The 14,481-nt window shown below is 61.6% G+C and carries 15 protein-coding genes and 1 pseudogene; 15 read left to right on the top strand and 1 reads right to left on the bottom strand.

The window, feature by feature from the left end:
- The first annotated feature begins 180 nt into the window (after positions 1-180).
- Positions 181-1,227 (top strand): class II fructose-bisphosphate aldolase, encoded by a 1,047-nt coding sequence (gene fba / locus ACSQ2W_RS08475; RefSeq protein ID WP_436085863.1) that lies wholly within the window; start codon positions 181-183, stop codon positions 1,225-1,227.
- 188 nt (positions 1,228-1,415) lie between these two features.
- Complete coding sequence (locus ACSQ2W_RS08480) at positions 1,416-2,255, top strand: fumarylacetoacetate hydrolase family protein (RefSeq protein ID WP_436085864.1); 840 nt, start codon at positions 1,416-1,418, stop codon at positions 2,253-2,255.
- A 64-nt stretch (positions 2,256-2,319) separates the two neighbouring features.
- Here the strand turns inward: ACSQ2W_RS08480 and phnF are convergent, their stop codons facing one another.
- Positions 2,320-3,057, bottom strand: a complete 738-nt coding sequence (phnF, locus tag ACSQ2W_RS08485; RefSeq protein WP_436085865.1) for a phosphonate metabolism transcriptional regulator PhnF — start codon at positions 3,055-3,057, stop codon at positions 2,320-2,322.
- 85 nt (positions 3,058-3,142) lie between these two features.
- Between phnF and phnG the strand changes: the two genes are divergently transcribed.
- From phnG to ACSQ2W_RS08550, 13 genes and pseudogenes are all read left to right on the top strand, one after another.
- The gene (gene phnG / locus ACSQ2W_RS08490; protein WP_436085866.1) at positions 3,143-3,610 is read left to right on the top strand and encodes a phosphonate C-P lyase system protein PhnG; all 468 of its coding nucleotides are present in this window, start codon (positions 3,143-3,145) and stop codon (positions 3,608-3,610) included.
- Positions 3,610-4,230, top strand: a complete 621-nt coding sequence (gene phnH, locus ACSQ2W_RS08495) for a phosphonate C-P lyase system protein PhnH (protein WP_436085867.1) — start codon at positions 3,610-3,612, stop codon at positions 4,228-4,230. The genes phnG and phnH overlap by 1 nt, the downstream gene beginning before the upstream one ends.
- A gap of 2 nt (positions 4,231-4,232) precedes the next feature.
- Positions 4,233-5,336, top strand: coding sequence for a carbon-phosphorus lyase complex subunit PhnI (locus tag ACSQ2W_RS08500; RefSeq protein ID WP_436085868.1), 1,104 nt, complete (start codon positions 4,233-4,235; stop codon positions 5,334-5,336).
- Positions 5,333-5,752, top strand: a complete 420-nt coding sequence (fosX, locus tag ACSQ2W_RS08505) for a FosX/FosE/FosI family fosfomycin resistance hydrolase (protein ID WP_436085869.1) — start codon at positions 5,333-5,335, stop codon at positions 5,750-5,752. The genes ACSQ2W_RS08500 and fosX overlap by 4 nt, the downstream gene beginning before the upstream one ends.
- Positions 5,749-6,627 carry an alpha-D-ribose 1-methylphosphonate 5-phosphate C-P-lyase PhnJ gene (locus tag ACSQ2W_RS08510; RefSeq protein ID WP_436085870.1) on the top strand — a complete coding sequence of 293 codons (879 nt, stop codon included), beginning with the start codon at positions 5,749-5,751 and terminating at the stop codon, positions 6,625-6,627. Before fosX ends, ACSQ2W_RS08510 begins: the two co-directional genes overlap by 4 nt.
- A 256-nt stretch (positions 6,628-6,883) precedes the next feature.
- Positions 6,884-7,660 (top strand): phosphonate C-P lyase system protein PhnK, encoded by a 777-nt coding sequence (gene phnK, locus ACSQ2W_RS08515; RefSeq protein ID WP_436085871.1) that lies wholly within the window; start codon positions 6,884-6,886, stop codon positions 7,658-7,660.
- A gap of 64 nt (positions 7,661-7,724) precedes the next feature.
- On the top strand, positions 7,725-8,432 hold the full coding sequence (gene phnL / locus ACSQ2W_RS08520) for a phosphonate C-P lyase system protein PhnL (protein WP_436085872.1): 708 nt from the start codon (positions 7,725-7,727) through the stop codon (positions 8,430-8,432).
- Positions 8,429-9,045 (top strand): annotated as a pseudogene (locus tag ACSQ2W_RS08525) (DapH/DapD/GlmU-related protein). The gene phnL and the pseudogene ACSQ2W_RS08525 overlap by 4 nt, the downstream one beginning before the upstream one ends.
- Positions 9,046-9,187: 142 nt before the next feature.
- The gene (gene phnC, locus ACSQ2W_RS08530; RefSeq protein ID WP_436085873.1) at positions 9,188-10,024 is read left to right on the top strand and encodes a phosphonate ABC transporter ATP-binding protein; all 837 of its coding nucleotides are present in this window, start codon (positions 9,188-9,190) and stop codon (positions 10,022-10,024) included.
- 145 nt (positions 10,025-10,169) lie between these two features.
- On the top strand, positions 10,170-11,075 hold the full coding sequence (phnD, locus tag ACSQ2W_RS08535) for a phosphonate ABC transporter substrate-binding protein (protein ID WP_436085874.1): 906 nt from the start codon (positions 10,170-10,172) through the stop codon (positions 11,073-11,075).
- Positions 11,076-11,186: 111 nt separating this feature from the next.
- A complete protein-coding gene (phnE, locus tag ACSQ2W_RS08540; RefSeq protein WP_436085875.1) occupies positions 11,187-12,149 on the top strand; it encodes a phosphonate ABC transporter, permease protein PhnE in 963 nt (320 codons plus the stop codon).
- 9 nt (positions 12,150-12,158) lie between these two features.
- Positions 12,159-13,655 carry a phosphonate ABC transporter, permease protein PhnE gene (phnE, locus tag ACSQ2W_RS08545; protein ID WP_436085876.1) on the top strand — a complete coding sequence of 499 codons (1,497 nt, stop codon included), beginning with the start codon at positions 12,159-12,161 and terminating at the stop codon, positions 13,653-13,655.
- A gap of 118 nt (positions 13,656-13,773) precedes the next feature.
- On the top strand, positions 13,774-14,481 hold the full coding sequence (locus ACSQ2W_RS08550) for a DUF1045 domain-containing protein (protein ID WP_436085877.1): 708 nt from the start codon (positions 13,774-13,776) through the stop codon (positions 14,479-14,481).

Consider the following 14,481-nt stretch of genomic DNA (forward strand, 5'->3'; position numbering starts at 1 on the left):
TGGTTGCCAAACCCGGATCATCAATTATGGTGCGGGTAAATCCGCCCCACAGTCGCCTGGAGGCTTGGTCGCGATACCAGTTGGCGTTTGTGGCGGGCGCTTTTGCTCAAGCGGAGAATATGGGCGTCATATGCCAAATCGATCGGCAGTGACGGCGCCAGGACAACGGGAGACTTCTGAATGGCATTGATCACCCTGCGGCAGCTGCTGGACCACGCCGCTGAAAACAACTACGCGCTACCCGCCTTCAACGTAAACAATCTGGAATATATCCAGGCGGTGATGCGCGCCGCCGATGCCACGGATTCACCCGTCATCCTGCAGGCAAGCCGCGGTGCTCGCGCCTATGCCGGCGACGCTTTCCTGCGGCATCTGATTCTTGGGGCTGCGGAAGAATATCCGCATATCCCCGTCTGTCTTCATCTCGATCACGGCGACCAGCCCTCGACCTGCATTTCGGCGATCACCAACGGCTTCACGTCGGTGATGATGGACGGTTCGCTGCTGGCCGACGGCAAGACGATCGCCAGCTATGAATACAATGTTGGCGTCACGGCAGAGGTTGTGAAGTTCGCCCATGCGGCCGGCGTCTCGGTCGAAGGCGAACTGGGTTGCCTCGGCAATCTGGAAACCGGCGCCGGCGAAAAGGAAGACGGCCACGGCTTCGAAGGCACGCTGTCGCGCGAGGAACTGCTGACGGATCCGGAACAGGCGTTCGATTTCGTAGAAAAGACCGGCGTCGATGCATTGGCGGTTGCGATCGGCACCAGCCACGGCGCCTACAAGTTCACCCGCGCGCCCGACGGCGAAATTCTGTCGATCGAAACGATCGCCAGGATCAACAAGCGTCTGCCGAACACGCACATGGTTATGCACGGCTCGTCGACGGTGCCGCAGGACCTGCAGGATCTCTTCAACGAATTCGGCGGCAAGATGAAGCAGACCTGGGGCGTGCCGGTCTCCGAGATCCAGAAGGCCATTCCGCTCGGCGTTCGCAAGGTCAATATCGACACCGACCTTCGCCTCGCCTTCACCGGCGAGATCCGCAAGCATCACCTCCAGCATCCTGACAATTTCGACCCGCGTAACTATCTGAAACCGGCGACCGCCCGCATGGTCGAGGTCTGCAAGGAGCGGTTCATCGCCTTCAACGCTGCCGGCCAGGCGTCGAAAATTCGCGTGAAGCGCCTCCCGGACATGGCAAAAGCCTATTCCAAGGCGGCCTGAGGGCACATGTGGCGGGAGAAATCCCGCCACAATCTCCTTCGGCGGGCTGCGGCGGGGCGAGGCGTCCTGATCGCCTGCAGGATTTGGCTACCCGCACCCCCCTAGAACCGGCAAAAGCGCTTTACAACGCTGCCCGCCTTTGATTTGTCAGGCGGCACGATAGTCTGCGTTCCAAGGGAAGAGATAACATGAAACTTTTGCGCTATGGCCCCCTGGGGTTGGAAAAGCCGGGCGTTCTCGACGAGGATGGCCAGATCAGGGATCTGAGCGGCGTCATCGCCGATGTCGGCGGCGCCGCGATCAGTGATATGGGTTGGGCCAAGGGGCTCGATATCGCCAGCCTGCCGGTCGTCGGCGGCAACCCGCGCCTTGGCGCCTGTGTTGCAGGAACCGGCAAGTTCATCTGCATCGGGCTGAACTATGCCGATCACGCCGCTGAAACCGGTGCGACGGTGCCGCCGGAACCGGTGATCTTCATGAAGGCGACATCGGCCATCGTCGGTCCGAACGACGACGTCATCGTTCCGCACGGATCGGAAGCCACCGACTGGGAGGTCGAGCTCGGCGTGGTGATCGGCAAGAAAGCCAAGTACGTATCGGAGGCGGATGCGTTGGAGCATGTGGCCGGCTACTGCGTCATCAATGACGTCTCCGAGCGCGATTTCCAGACCAAGCGCTCCGGACAGTGGACCAAGGGTAAGTCGTGCGACACGTTCGGCCCGACCGGCCCCTGGCTCGTGACACGCGACGAAGTTGCCGATCCGCAGAAGCTGAAGATGTGGCTCACCGTCAACGGCGTCACCAAGCAGGACGGTTCCACGAAGACCATGGTCTATGGGGTCGCCAATGTCGTTAGCTATCTCAGCCAGTTCATGACGCTGCATCCCGGCGATATCATCTCGACCGGTACGCCCCCCGGCGTCGGCATGGGCTTCAAGCCACCGCAGTATCTGAAGGCCGGCGACGTCGTCGAGCTCGGCATCGAGGGGTTGGGAACACAAAAGCAGACCTTCATCGCCGACGTTTGATCGCTGCATTTGACTGGAATTGAGGAAGGGCGCGTGCCAATACATCGCGCCCTTTTTCGTGGCCTCACGTTTCGATCTTCAGCTTGACACGGTCGGCAGCAAAGCGCGTGCGGGCGAACTGCACCGGGACGCCATCCGGATCGGCGTTGATGGAGGTCGCCTCGATGACGATGGCGCCGGGCGAAAGGCGCAGCAGCGCCAGTTCGTCGGCATCGGCGTGGCGGGCGACAAGCTCCGTCGAGACGCGCACGTAGTCCGGCAGGCCTTCGGCGGCAAAGGCCTTGGTGATCGAGCCCAGTTTTTTGACTTTCTCTGCCATGCGCGGGAAGCGATCCGAGGGAAAGAAGTTGGTGGAACACGACACCGGCCGGCCATCGGCGCTGCTGACAAGGTTGAGCTGGATACAGTCGGTTCCAGGAGCGACCCTCAACCCTGCCGCGACGTCGCCTGTAGCGGGTAGTGCGGCCTGGGAGAGCAGCCTTGCTCCCGTCTCGCGAGCTTGACCGCCGAGGCCCTGCGAGAAGCGCGTGCGCCTTGAAATCGGAAAGCTTAGCCGTTCCTTCCGCTGAATCAGGGTGCCTCGCCCCTGGATCGCCTGCACCAAACCCTCGTCGGCGAGTGCGGCAAGGGCGCTGCGCACCGTGTGGCGGTTGACGCCGAACTGGCTTGCCAGGGCGATTTCCGGCGGTATCATGCCGGTCTGGTCGTAGTCGCCGTTGCTGATCGATAGCCGGATCAGATCGGCAATCTGCCGCCAGAGGGCGACGCCGGTTTGCCGTTCGACCGCCTTTTTCGCATTCATGTCACAGGCCCGTCATGTTGCAGTTCTAGAAAAGCACCAGCAGATGTATAGTTGTCTATAATAATAGACATTTCGGATGGAAGCAATGGACCCGATCAAACAAGATGGCAGCGCGGCGGTAAATGGGCGCAAGCGGGCGATGGAATTGCTGGCCAAGGCCTCGACCGAGGAGCTGCAGGCAGGCTGGCAGGCAATCAAGCCCAAGCCGGAGGTGCGCCCGGTGCGCGGGCCGGAAAGTGGTCTCGTCATGGTGCGCGGCCGTATCGGCGGCGGCGGCGATGCCTTCAATCTTGGCGAGGCGACCGTCAGCCGCACCACGGTGCGGCTCGGTTCCGGCGAGATCGGTCACGGCCAGTTGCTTGGCAATGATCGCGAAAGAGCTCGCCTGGCGGCGGTTTTCGAGGCGCTTCGCCAGCGGCCCGAATACCGGCAGGCGGTCGATGCGCTGATCGACGCGGTGGAAAGCCGCATTGCCGCCGAGGATCGCAAGCGCGCCGAACAGACTGCGGCAACGCGGGTCGATTTCTTCACCATGGTGCGGGGAGACAACTGATGGGCATTCAAGCCGAGATCCACGCCGGTGCGTATGCCGGGGCCTTTACCGATCCTGTCTTCCAGTCGCAGGCCGTGTTCCGGGCCCTGATGGATGCCATGGCGCGTCCGGGCACGATCACGCCGCTTGGCGCTTCGGCAACGCCGCCGGCGCCGCTCGGTTCCGGAGCAGCAGCGATTGCGCTGACACTGTGCGACGATGGAACCCCCGCCTGGCTGAGCCTTGCCCTTGCCAATTCATCGGTGCCGGCATGGCTGTCCTTCCATACCGGCACACCGCTGACGGACGTCAAGCCGGAGGCTCGTTTCGTCTTCGTGGAAGCCGGCGGCATCGTTCCGGGCTTCGATCAGTTCGCGCTCGGAACGCAGGAATATCCGGATCGTTCGGCAACGCTCGTGCTTGAAATTGCCGCGCTCGAGGGCGGTGCCGGGTTCACCGCTACCGGTCCTGGTATCAACGGCGAGGCCGTCCTTTCGCCGATTGGCCTGCCAGACATTTTTCTCACGCTCTGGGCGGAAAATCGCGCACTGTTTCCCAGGGGCGTCGATCTGATCCTGGTTGCCGGCACGGACATTCTCTGCCTGCCGCGCACCACCAAGCTGCGCCATCGGGAGGTTTGAGCATGTATGTTGCCGTCAAGGGCGGCGAAGCCGCCATCGCCAATGCGCACCAGCTTCTCGCCGACCGCCGCCGGGGCGACCGGTCGCTGCCCGCCATCTCCATCGACCAGATCGTCGCCCAGCTCGGCCTCGCCGTCGATCGCGTCATGGCGGAAGCCTCTCTTTACGATCGCGAACTCGCCGCCCTTGCTGTCCGGCAGGCACGCGGCGACATGATCGAGGCGATCTTCATCCTGCGCGCCTACCGCACGACGCTGCCACGGTTCGGCATGTCGGAGCCGGTCGATACGGCGCGCATGAAGATCGAGCGCCGCGTCTCGGCAACCTACAAGGACCTGCCCGGCGGTCAGCTTCTGGGGCCGACCTTCGACTATACCCACCGCCTGCTCGATCCGTCGCTGCTGACCGATGAGCCGGTCGCCGATCCCGTCCGCAAGCAGGCCGACGAGAGCGCGATGATGCGTGTTTCCGATATTCTCGCCGATGAAGGCCTGATCGAAGCCGACGGCAGGTTGCCGGAGGACCATGTCCCGGGCGACCTGACGCGTGAGCCGTTGGAGTTTCCCTTGAACCGCGACCTGCGCCTGCAGGCCTTAGCGCGCGGCGACGAGGGCTTTCTGCTGGCGCTCGCCTATTCGACGCAGCGTGGCTATGCCCGCACCCATCCCTTCGTTGGCGAAGTCCGCATCGGGGAGGTTGAGGTCGAACTCGACATTCCCGAACTCAATTTCGCCGTCTCGCTCGGCCGTATCCAGGTCACCGAATGCCAGATGGTCAACCAGTTCCAGGGGTCGGCCAAGAACCCGCCGCAGTTCACCCGCGGCTATGGCCTGGTCTTCGGTCAGAGCGAGCGCAAGGCCATGGCGATGTCGCTGGTCGATCGGGCGCTTCGTGCCGAGGAATTCGGCGAGGATATCGTCGCACCGGCGCAGGACGAGGAGTTTGTCATTTCGCATTCCGACAACGTCCAGGCGACCGGCTTCGTCGAGCACCTGAAGCTGCCGCACTATGTCGACTTCCAGGCAGAGCTCGACCTCGTCCGCCGCATGCGCGCCGAATACGACGCGAAGTCCGGCGGGATTGATGTCCGGGAAGCCGCGGAATGATCGAGGATCTCTCCCACATCACCTTCATCGTCAGCGATCTCGACTGCATGACGGAGATTCTCGAGACGGTTTTCTGCGCCAAACAGGTCTATGCGAGCGGCGAAAAGCAGTTCTCACGGGCGCCGGAGAAATTCTTCACCATAGGCGATCTCTGGATCGCGATCATGCAGGGCAAGGGTCTGAGCGAGCGCACGTTTAATCACGTCGCCTTCAAGATACGAGACGAGGATATCGACATCTATCTCGAGCGCATCCGCTCCCTCAATCTCGATGTCATGCCGCCGCGCCCGCGTGTCGAAGGCGAGGGCCGGTCGATCTATTTCCACGACGCCGACAACCATCTTTTCGAACTGCACAGCGGCACGCTTACCGAGCGGCTGAAGACTTACTCCCGTTTGGAGGAGGCGGCCGAATGACCGACCTTGCCACCTACAATTTCGCCTATCTCGACGAGCAGACGAAGCGGATGATCCGCCGGGCGATCCTCAAGGCGATCGCGATACCCGGCTATCAGGTTCCCTTCGCCTCCCGCGAAATGCCGATGCCTTACGGCTGGGGCACCGGCGGTGTGCAGGTGACAGCGGCAATCCTCGGGCCGGACGACGTGCTGAAGGTCATCGACCAGGGCGCCGATGATACGACCAACGCCGTGTCGATCCGCGCCTTCTTCCAGAAAGTCGCCAATGTCGCGGTGACGACGAAGACCGGCGAGGCGACGATCATCCAGACGCGCCACCGCATTCCGGAGAAACGGCTGAAGACCGGCCAGACACTGGTCTATCAGGTGCCGATCCCTGAGCCGCTGCGCTTTCTCGAACCGCGCGAGACCGAGACCCGCAAGATGCATGCGCTCGAGGAATACGGGCTTATGCACGTGAAGCTCTACGAGGACATCGCGCGCAACGGCCATATCGCCACGACCTATGCCTATCCGGTCAAGGTCGGGGGCCGCTATGTCATGGATCCTTCGCCGACGCCGAAGTTCGACAATCCGAAGATGAACATGTCGGAAGCGCTGCAATTGTTCGGCGCCGGCCGCGAAAAGCGCATCTATGCCGTGCCGCCCCATACCCACGTCGTCAGCCTTGATTTTGAAGATCATCCCTTCGAGATCCAGCATTTCGACAAGCCGTGTGCTCTTTGCGGTGCGGAGCATGTTTATCTCGACGAGGTCGTGCTCGACGACAAGGGTGGGCGCATGTTCGTCTGCTCCGATACCGACCACTGTGAGGACCGGCGCGAACACGGCCATGCCGGCGAGATGCTGGGACGTCGGGAGGCGGCGGAATGAGCAGGTCGGCTGAACGTTTGTCTATTGGTTTGCCGAGGCTTTACCCCCCTCTGTCACTTCGTGACATCTCCCCCTCAAGGGGGGAGATCAAGCCACCGAGGGGTCCGTCTCCATTCGTACTTTCTCCGTTGCGGCAAATCCCCACGGGAGGTCGGCCCGAATGGTGCGCCCAGCCGATTTCCCCCCTTGAGGGGGAGATGTCCGACAGGGCAGAGGGGGGTAAAGCCCCCGATCAGAAAAGTATCGAGGCACGCCCATGACCACCGTCCCGCTTCTCAAAGTCAGCGACATCTCGAAATTCTACGGCGGACGCATCGGGTGCCGTAATGTCTCCTTCGAGCTTTGGCCGGGCGAGGTGCTGGCCATCGTCGGCGAATCCGGCTCCGGCAAGACGACCCTTCTTTCGTGCCTTTCTACCCGGCTGATGCCGACCTCCGGCGTCATCGAATATCACATGCGTGACAGCCAGTACCGCGATCTTGCCCGCATGGGCGAGGCCGAGCGGCGCTTCCTGATGCGCACCGATTGGGGTTTCGTCCACCAGAACCCGGCCGATGGCCTGCGCATGACGGTGTCGGCCGGCGCCAATGTCGGTGAGCGGTTGATGGCGGTCGGCGACCGGCACTACGGCAATATCCGTGCGACCGCGACTGACTGGCTCCGTCGTGTCGAGATCGAAGAAAACCGCATCGACGATCAGCCGCGAGCCTTTTCCGGCGGCATGCGCCAGCGGCTGCAGATCGCTCGCAATCTCGTCACCTCCCCGCGTTTGGTCTTTATGGACGAGCCGACCGGCGGCCTCGACGTTTCGGTGCAGGCCCGGCTTCTCGACCTCGTGCGCGGCCTCGTCCATGATCTTGGCCTGTCGGCGATCATCGTCACCCATGACCTCGCTGTCGCCCGCCTTCTTTCCCATCGGATGATGGTGATGAAGGACGGTGTGGTGATCGAGCAGGGCTTGACCGACCGGGTGCTTGACGATCCGCGCGAGCCCTACACCCAGCTTCTCGTTTCCTCGATCCTGCAGGTCTGAGCATGGTTATGAGAAGTGGGAACCGGTTTTCGGTCAAAACCATGCTCGAACAGGAGAACTGACAATGGCCACGCCGCTTGTTGTTTCCGAAGTCGCCAAAAGCTTCATCATGCATCTGCGCGACGGCATCACCCTGCCGGTCGTCACTGGCGTTTCGTTTTTTGTCAAAAAGGGCGAATGCGTCGTGCTCGGCGGCCCGTCCGGCGTCGGCAAGAGTTCGATCCTGAAAATGCTGTATGGCAACTATGCCGTCGATGCCGGTCAAATCCTGATCGAGCATCATGGCCAGCTGATCGATCTGGCCAGTGCGGGACCGCGTTCGGTGCTGGAAGTTCGCCGCGACACGCTCGGTTATGTCAGCCAGTTCCTGCGTGTCGTTCCCCGTGTGCCGGCTCTCGATGTCGTTGCCGAGCCGTTGCTGGCGCGCGGCGTTTCCCATGCAGAGGCACGCGAAAAAGCATCCGATCTGCTGGCAAGGCTCAACCTGCCGAGCGAACTCTGGCAATTGCCGCCGGCCACCTTCTCTGGTGGTGAACAGCAGCGCGTCAATATCGCCCGCGGCTTCATAACCGACCATACGATCCTCCTGCTCGACGAGCCGACTGCTTCGCTCGATGCCAAGAACCGCCGCGTCGTCGTCGAGATGATCGCGGCCAAGAAGGCCGAAGGCGTCGCGCTTCTCGGCATCTTCCATGACGAGGAAGTGCGCGACGCCGTTGCCGACCGCATCCTCGACGTCTCCGCCTTTTCGCCGCGAAAGGCTGCTGCATGACGATCAAGCTGTCGGAAAAGCCGTTCATCCACGAGACGTCGCGGGTGACCGATTGCACGATCGGCCGCTACACGGAAATCGCCGAGCGCTGCCGTATTTCTGAAACGGAAATCGGCGATTATTCCTATATCATGGAAGACGGCTCGGTCTGGTGCGCGACGATCGGCAAATTCGCCAATATCGCCTCCTCGGTGCGCATCAACGCGACCAATCATCCGGTCTGGCGGCCGACGCTGCACCATTTAACTACCGGGCCAAGGACTACTGGCCGGATGCGGACACGGACCAGGATTTCTTCGCCTGGCGAAGGCAAAACCGCGTCGTCATCGGCCATGACGTCTGGATCGGCCACGGCGCGACGGTGTTGCCGGGCGTCACCGTTGGCAATGGCGCGGTAATCGGCGCGGGCGCCGTCGTCGCGAAGGACGTCGCGCCCTATACGATCGTCGGTGGGGTTCCGGCAAAGTTGATCCGCGAGCGCTTCGGCAGGGAGATCGCCGAGCGCTTCGGCAAGCTCGCCTGGTGGGACTGGGATCATGCCAGGTTGCGCGATGCGCTGAACGATTTCAGGATGCTCGACGCGGACGCATTTCTCATCCGTTACAATGCCTGATTTTCGATGCCGCAAGCCCTGCTTCCGCGGGGCGTGTGGACTGTAACAAAACCGACATCGAACTGACATTTCCCCTTCATCAAGCGTCGCTAATGCAAAAGGCATACCGAGGACCGGTACGACTGCGGAAGGACGAGTGCTTATGTTTCAGCTGAAGAGCGTGACGCGACGGTTCGGCAAGAAGATTGCCGTCAATTCGGTTAGCTTCGACATTCCGCAGGGCCAGATGGTCGGCATCATCGGCCGGTCGGGCGCCGGCAAATCGACGCTGCTTCGGATGATCAACCGCCTGAACGACGTGTCGTCCGGCTCCATCCATTTCGGCGATATCGAGGTCTCGTCGCTGCGAGGCGCTGCCCTGCGCAGCTGGCAGCGCGATTGCGCGATGATCTTCCAGCAGTTCAATCTGGTTCCGCGTCTCGATGTGCTGACCAACGTCCTGCTCGGCCGCCTCAATCACCGCTCCACCGTGCTCAGCATCCTCAACATGTTCACCCGCGAAGAACGTATCATGGCGATCGGCGCGCTGGAGCGGCTTGGCATCGAGCAAACGGCGCTGCAGGCGGCAGGTACGCTTTCCGGCGGCCAGCAGCAGCGTGTCGCCATCGCCCGCGCCCTGATGCAGCAGCCGAAGATGCTCCTTGCCGACGAGCCGATCGCTTCGCTCGATCCGCTCAATGCCAAGATCGTCATGGATGCTCTGCGCGACATCAACGAACGCGACGGCATCACCGTCATCACCAATCTGCACACGCTGGATACGGCACGCAATTACTGCGAGCGCATCATCGGCATGGCGCATGGCAGCGTCGTTTTCGACGGTCAGCCAAAGGACCTGACGGCAGCTGCCGTCGCCGAAATCTACGGAGGCGGTGCGGAAATCGAGGAATCGATGACCTCGACCACCATCAATATCCCTGCAGCGCAGGACAATCAGAAATCCGCCAGCGTCAAGCCGCTGGCACTGGCTGGACTGTAAAGCGTGATGCCGAAAGCGCGCTGCGGCTTCGGATGACATCACGCTTGGACAAATAGTTACAGCCGGGATCGAGAGCCCGCGTCAAGGGCCAAGACCTTGCAACCGAATGTGAACCGGCGCGGCCGGGAAAACAGGAGATGACCTTATGTTGAAGAAAGCCCTCTTGAGCGCCGTTGCGCTCTTTGCCCTCGTCGGCCACGTTCAGGCCGAAGACCTCAAGGAATTCCGCGTCGGCATCATCGGCGGCGAAAACGAAGCCGACCGCCTGCGCAACTTCCAGTGCCTCGGCGACCACCTGAAGACCGCGCTCAACGTCGAGAAGGTCTCGTTCTTCCCGGCCGCCGACTATGACGGCGTCATCCAGGGTCTGCTCGGTGGCACACTCGATTTTGCCGAACTCGGCGCTTCCGGCTATGCCAAGATCTACCTCGCCAAGGCTGACGCCGTCGAGCCGATCCTGACCACCGAACAGACCGACGGTTCGACCGGCTATTATTCGATCATGGTTGCTCGCAAGGATTCGGGCGTCACCAAGATCGAAGACCTCAAGGGCAAGAAGCTCGGCTTCGCTGACCCGGACTCGACCTCGGGCTACCTGATCCCGAACGTCACCCTGCCGGAAACGATCGGCATGCCGGTCAAGGAATTCTTTGCCGAGACCGGCTTCGGCGGCGGCCATGAAAACCTCGTCCTCGAAGTGCTGAAGGGCACCTTCGACGCCGGCACGACCTTTGGTTCGGGTATCGGCGGGTTCAAGGAAGGTTACACTTCCGGCAACCTTCGCAAGATGGTCGACAAGGGTATCCTCGACATGAACGACCTGGTCGAACTGTGGCGCTCGCCGCTGATCCCGAACGGCCCGACTGTCGTCCGCTCGTCGCTCAGCGCCGACGTCAAGGCCAAGTTCAAGCAGTTCATGATGGACCTGCCGAAGACTGATGCGGCCTGCTTCGCAGCAGTCGAGGGCGGCGAGTACAAGGGTTTCGTCGAAGTCAACTCCGACTTCTACAAGCCGATCATCGATGCTCGCAAGTCGACCATCGGCGGCTGATATCGCCTGAATGCAAAACGCTGGCCGGTCCTGCCGGCCAGCGTTTCCTTGTCTGGACCGGCTTCATCGGCACGATATACGCTGAGGCCGCCACGTTTTGCCGGAGACTCCATGGCCACCTCAGCGCTTTCCCCGACCTTGAGCGACAACGGCGCTCTGGTCGAACGCCACTGGCAGGAGCTCAATCGCCGCCGCCGGACCTACACTTTCATTGGTCTCGCACTGCTTGCCATGGCTCTTTCGGGGTCTCTCTGGTTTGCCAACGAGACCAATGCCGGCAAGTTCTTCGACCGGTTGCCCTATTTCTTTGATTTCGTCGGCGATCTCGCGCCGCGCGACGGCGCTGAAATCGGCCGCGCCATGTTCGATCTTCCCTCGCCCTATGACGACGGCAGCTTCAAGTACGATTATCCCGAAGGCCGCCTGTATCTGACAGACACGATCAACGTGCCCGAATATTTCTACAAGATGCTCGAAACGCTGAACATTGCGATCTTCTCCACCATCTTCGGCATGTTCTTCGGTTTCATCCTCTGCTTTTTCGCGGCCCGCAACCTGATGCCGAACCCCTGGGTACGCGGCCTTGTGCGCCGCTTCATGGAAGTATTGCGGGCTTTTCCGGAGGTCGTCATCGCCGGCTTCTTTCTCGCCATCCTGTCGCTCGGGCCGATACCGGCCATGATCGCCGTATCGATCCATACGGTCGGCGCGCTGGGCAAGCTGTTCTTCGAAGTCGTCGAAAATGCCGACATGAAGCCGGATGAGGGTTTGAGAGCCGCCGGCGGCAACTGGATCGAGCGTGTCTGGTTCGGCATCGTGCCGCAGGTCCTGCCGAACTTCATGAGCTATTTCCTGCTGCGCCTCGAGATCAACGTGCGCGCCTCGACCATCATCGGTGCCGTCGGCGGCGGCGGTATCGGCGAACCGCTGCGTCTGTCGATCGGCCAGGGGCATGAGGCAAAGACGCTCGCGATCATCATCCTGTTGTTCTCGACGATCATCGCCGTCGATCACTTCTCCGCATGGCTGCGCCGCCGTCTCGTCGGCGACCAGACCTTCCAGCTTGCGCAATAGGAGCGGACCATGACCATCAACGCCATGATGAACGCCGCTGAGATGGAAGCGATCGCCGCCCGCCATCCGCAGCTGATCCACGGTTCGTCGCGCAAGCGCATTCGCTCGGCCCTGATCTTTGCCGGCATCGCGTTCTACATGATCTATAGCTGGTGGTTCTTCTCGATCGGCCAGGTTCTCGTGAACGCCAATTGGGGCATCGCTGGCACTTACATGGCCGACTGGGTCTCTTACGAAGTTCGCCCGGATATCAAGATCGCCGCCGACGGAGCAATGCAGATCGTCTACCCGCGCTTTTCGCCGCTCGGACCGGATGCCAAGCCGGAGTGGGTGAAAATCGAGACGAAGACGGTGGAGCGCACCACCGATGATCCGGCTGTCACCCAGCAAGCCGCGCCCAAGAAGGGATCGAGCTTCATGGCGCCGAATTCGGTGGTCGGCAGCAGCGCGCAGGCGGAGGCTAAACCCGTGATCCGCACGGAAGAGATCGTTAGCCGGGCAACGATCAGCTACAACCGCACGACCAGCATCGATGTCGCCGATCGCAAGGTGACTGCCACGCACAATGGCGAAACGCTGCTGATCAACCTCGACGCCGGCGTCCAGCCGCAAGACGCGCTGCCGAAGTGGGCGACGCAGAAGCGGCCGGGCGAGAAGATCACGCTTGCCTTCGGCATGACCGGCTGGGCCGATGTCGATGTGGAGAAGATCAGCATCCACAATCGCTTCCCCGGCTGGGCCAATTTCATTTTCGATACCAGCTCGCCGTTTTTCAACAAGTCCTTCGGCGAAGTGGCGAGCCTGATCCTTAGTGGCGACCGTCTCGATCCGAGCCGCTCCAACCTGTCGCTCGCCTGGAACAACATCCTCTACAATGCCGAATGGCAGCATCTCGACGTCTGGACCAAGCTGTTGCAAACCATCGTCATGGCCTTCGTCGGCACCCTGTTTGCCTCGATCGTCGCCTTCCCGCTGTGCTTCCTTGCGGCGCGCAACATCACCCGCAACGGCGTGCTCAACCAGGTGGCCAAGCGCTTCTTCGATTTCCTGCGTTCCGTCGACATGCTGATCTGGGCGCTGTTCTTCACCCGTGCCTTCGGGCCGGGACCGCTTGCCGGCATGTCGGCAATCTTCTTCACCGATACCGGCACGCTCGGAAAGCTCTATTCGGAAGCGCTGGAGAATATCGACGACAAGCAGCGCGAGGGCGTGAAGTCCGTAGGTGCCGCGCCGCTTGCCGTGCAGCGGTTTGGCGTCCTGCCGCAGGTTCTGCCGGTCTTTGCCAGCCAGGCGCTCTATTTCTGGGAATCGAATACGCGATCAGCGACGATCATCGGTGCGGTCGGTGCCGGTGGTATCGGCCTCAAACTCTGGGAAGCGATGCGGACGAATTCCGACTGGGAAAACGTCTGTTACATGGTTATCCTGATTCTCGTCGTCGTTTTCATTTTCGACAGCGTCTCCAATCTTCTGCGCTCGCGTCTGATGGGTCAGAAGGCACATTGAAAAAACGTGTCGGTTCATCGCCGGCCATCACGATAATGTCACGAAAAGAAGGTAGCGACGGCGTCTTATCGGCCCGTCCGATCGACGCTCCCGTGACATCCTCGATAGGGAATGGACCGTGCGCTACGCCTTCTACTTGACATCCGATGAGGACCACCCGCTGACGATCGCAGCGGCGAAATGGCTGGGCAGCAATCCGTTCACTGGCGAAACCAGGGCTCTCCAGGCGGCCGGGGATTTCAATGCGGCCGAATTGACGGCGCTGACCGCAGATCCGCGCCGTTACGGTTTTCACGGCACGCTGAAGGCGCCGTTCCCGCTTGCTGCGGCGAAAAACGAAGTGCAACTGCTCGCCGCCTTCGATGGTTTTGCCGAGGAATGTGCCCCCTTCGAGATATCGGAAATGGCGCTCACGCAGCTCGGACCGTTTTTCGCTTTGGTGCCGACGGCGGATTGTCCGGAACTGCAGGCGCTTGCCGACGAGACGGTGCGGCGTTTCGAACCCTTTCGAGCGCCTCTCTCGGCGGAGGATTTTTCGCGTCGCAGGCCGGATTCGCTGAGCGACGTCCACCGCGGCAATCTGCTCTCCTGGGGTTACCCTTACGTGTTCGAGAGCTTCCAGTTTCACATGACGTTGACCGGCCCGGTGCCGGCGGAACGGCAGGCCGCGATGAAAGCCCTGCTGGAGCAGATCTTCGCCGAGTTCATCGGCAAGCCGCTCGCCGTCACCTCGCTGGCGCTGTTTACCGAACACGCGCGCGGCGCGCCTTTCACCGTTCACTCGCTTTTGCCGCTTGGCGGCACGTCCAAACGAAAGATGGCATGA

This window comes from Pararhizobium sp. LjRoot255 (assembly GCF_964252905.1).
Classification (GTDB): domain Bacteria; phylum Pseudomonadota; class Alphaproteobacteria; order Rhizobiales; family Rhizobiaceae; genus Pararhizobium.

Excerpts from the sequence above, each read along its gene's own strand:
- ACSQ2W_RS08510 (WP_436085870.1), top strand. The coding sequence starts at position 5,749 with ATGACCGACCTTGCCACCTACAATTTCGCCTATCTCGACGAGCAGACG.
- ACSQ2W_RS08500 (WP_436085868.1), top strand. The coding sequence starts at position 4,233 with ATGTATGTTGCCGTCAAGGGCGGCGAAGCCGCCATCGCCAATGCGCAC.
- phnC (WP_436085873.1), top strand. The coding sequence starts at position 9,188 with ATGTTTCAGCTGAAGAGCGTGACGCGACGGTTCGGCAAGAAGATTGCC.
- phnK (WP_436085871.1), top strand. The coding sequence starts at position 6,884 with ATGACCACCGTCCCGCTTCTCAAAGTCAGCGACATCTCGAAATTCTAC.
- ACSQ2W_RS08480 (WP_436085864.1), top strand. The coding sequence starts at position 1,416 with ATGAAACTTTTGCGCTATGGCCCCCTGGGGTTGGAAAAGCCGGGCGTT.
- fba (WP_436085863.1), top strand. The coding sequence starts at position 181 with ATGGCATTGATCACCCTGCGGCAGCTGCTGGACCACGCCGCTGAAAAC.
- phnE (WP_436085876.1), top strand. The coding sequence starts at position 12,159 with ATGACCATCAACGCCATGATGAACGCCGCTGAGATGGAAGCGATCGCC.
- phnF (WP_436085865.1), bottom strand. The coding sequence starts at position 3,057 with ATGAATGCGAAAAAGGCGGTCGAACGGCAAACCGGCGTCGCCCTCTGG.
- phnH (WP_436085867.1), top strand. The coding sequence starts at position 3,610 with ATGGGCATTCAAGCCGAGATCCACGCCGGTGCGTATGCCGGGGCCTTT.
- phnE (WP_436085875.1), top strand. The coding sequence starts at position 11,187 with ATGGCCACCTCAGCGCTTTCCCCGACCTTGAGCGACAACGGCGCTCTG.
- phnL (WP_436085872.1), top strand. The coding sequence starts at position 7,725 with ATGGCCACGCCGCTTGTTGTTTCCGAAGTCGCCAAAAGCTTCATCATG.
- phnD (WP_436085874.1), top strand. The coding sequence starts at position 10,170 with ATGTTGAAGAAAGCCCTCTTGAGCGCCGTTGCGCTCTTTGCCCTCGTC.
- phnG (WP_436085866.1), top strand. The coding sequence starts at position 3,143 with ATGGACCCGATCAAACAAGATGGCAGCGCGGCGGTAAATGGGCGCAAG.
- fosX (WP_436085869.1), top strand. The coding sequence starts at position 5,333 with ATGATCGAGGATCTCTCCCACATCACCTTCATCGTCAGCGATCTCGAC.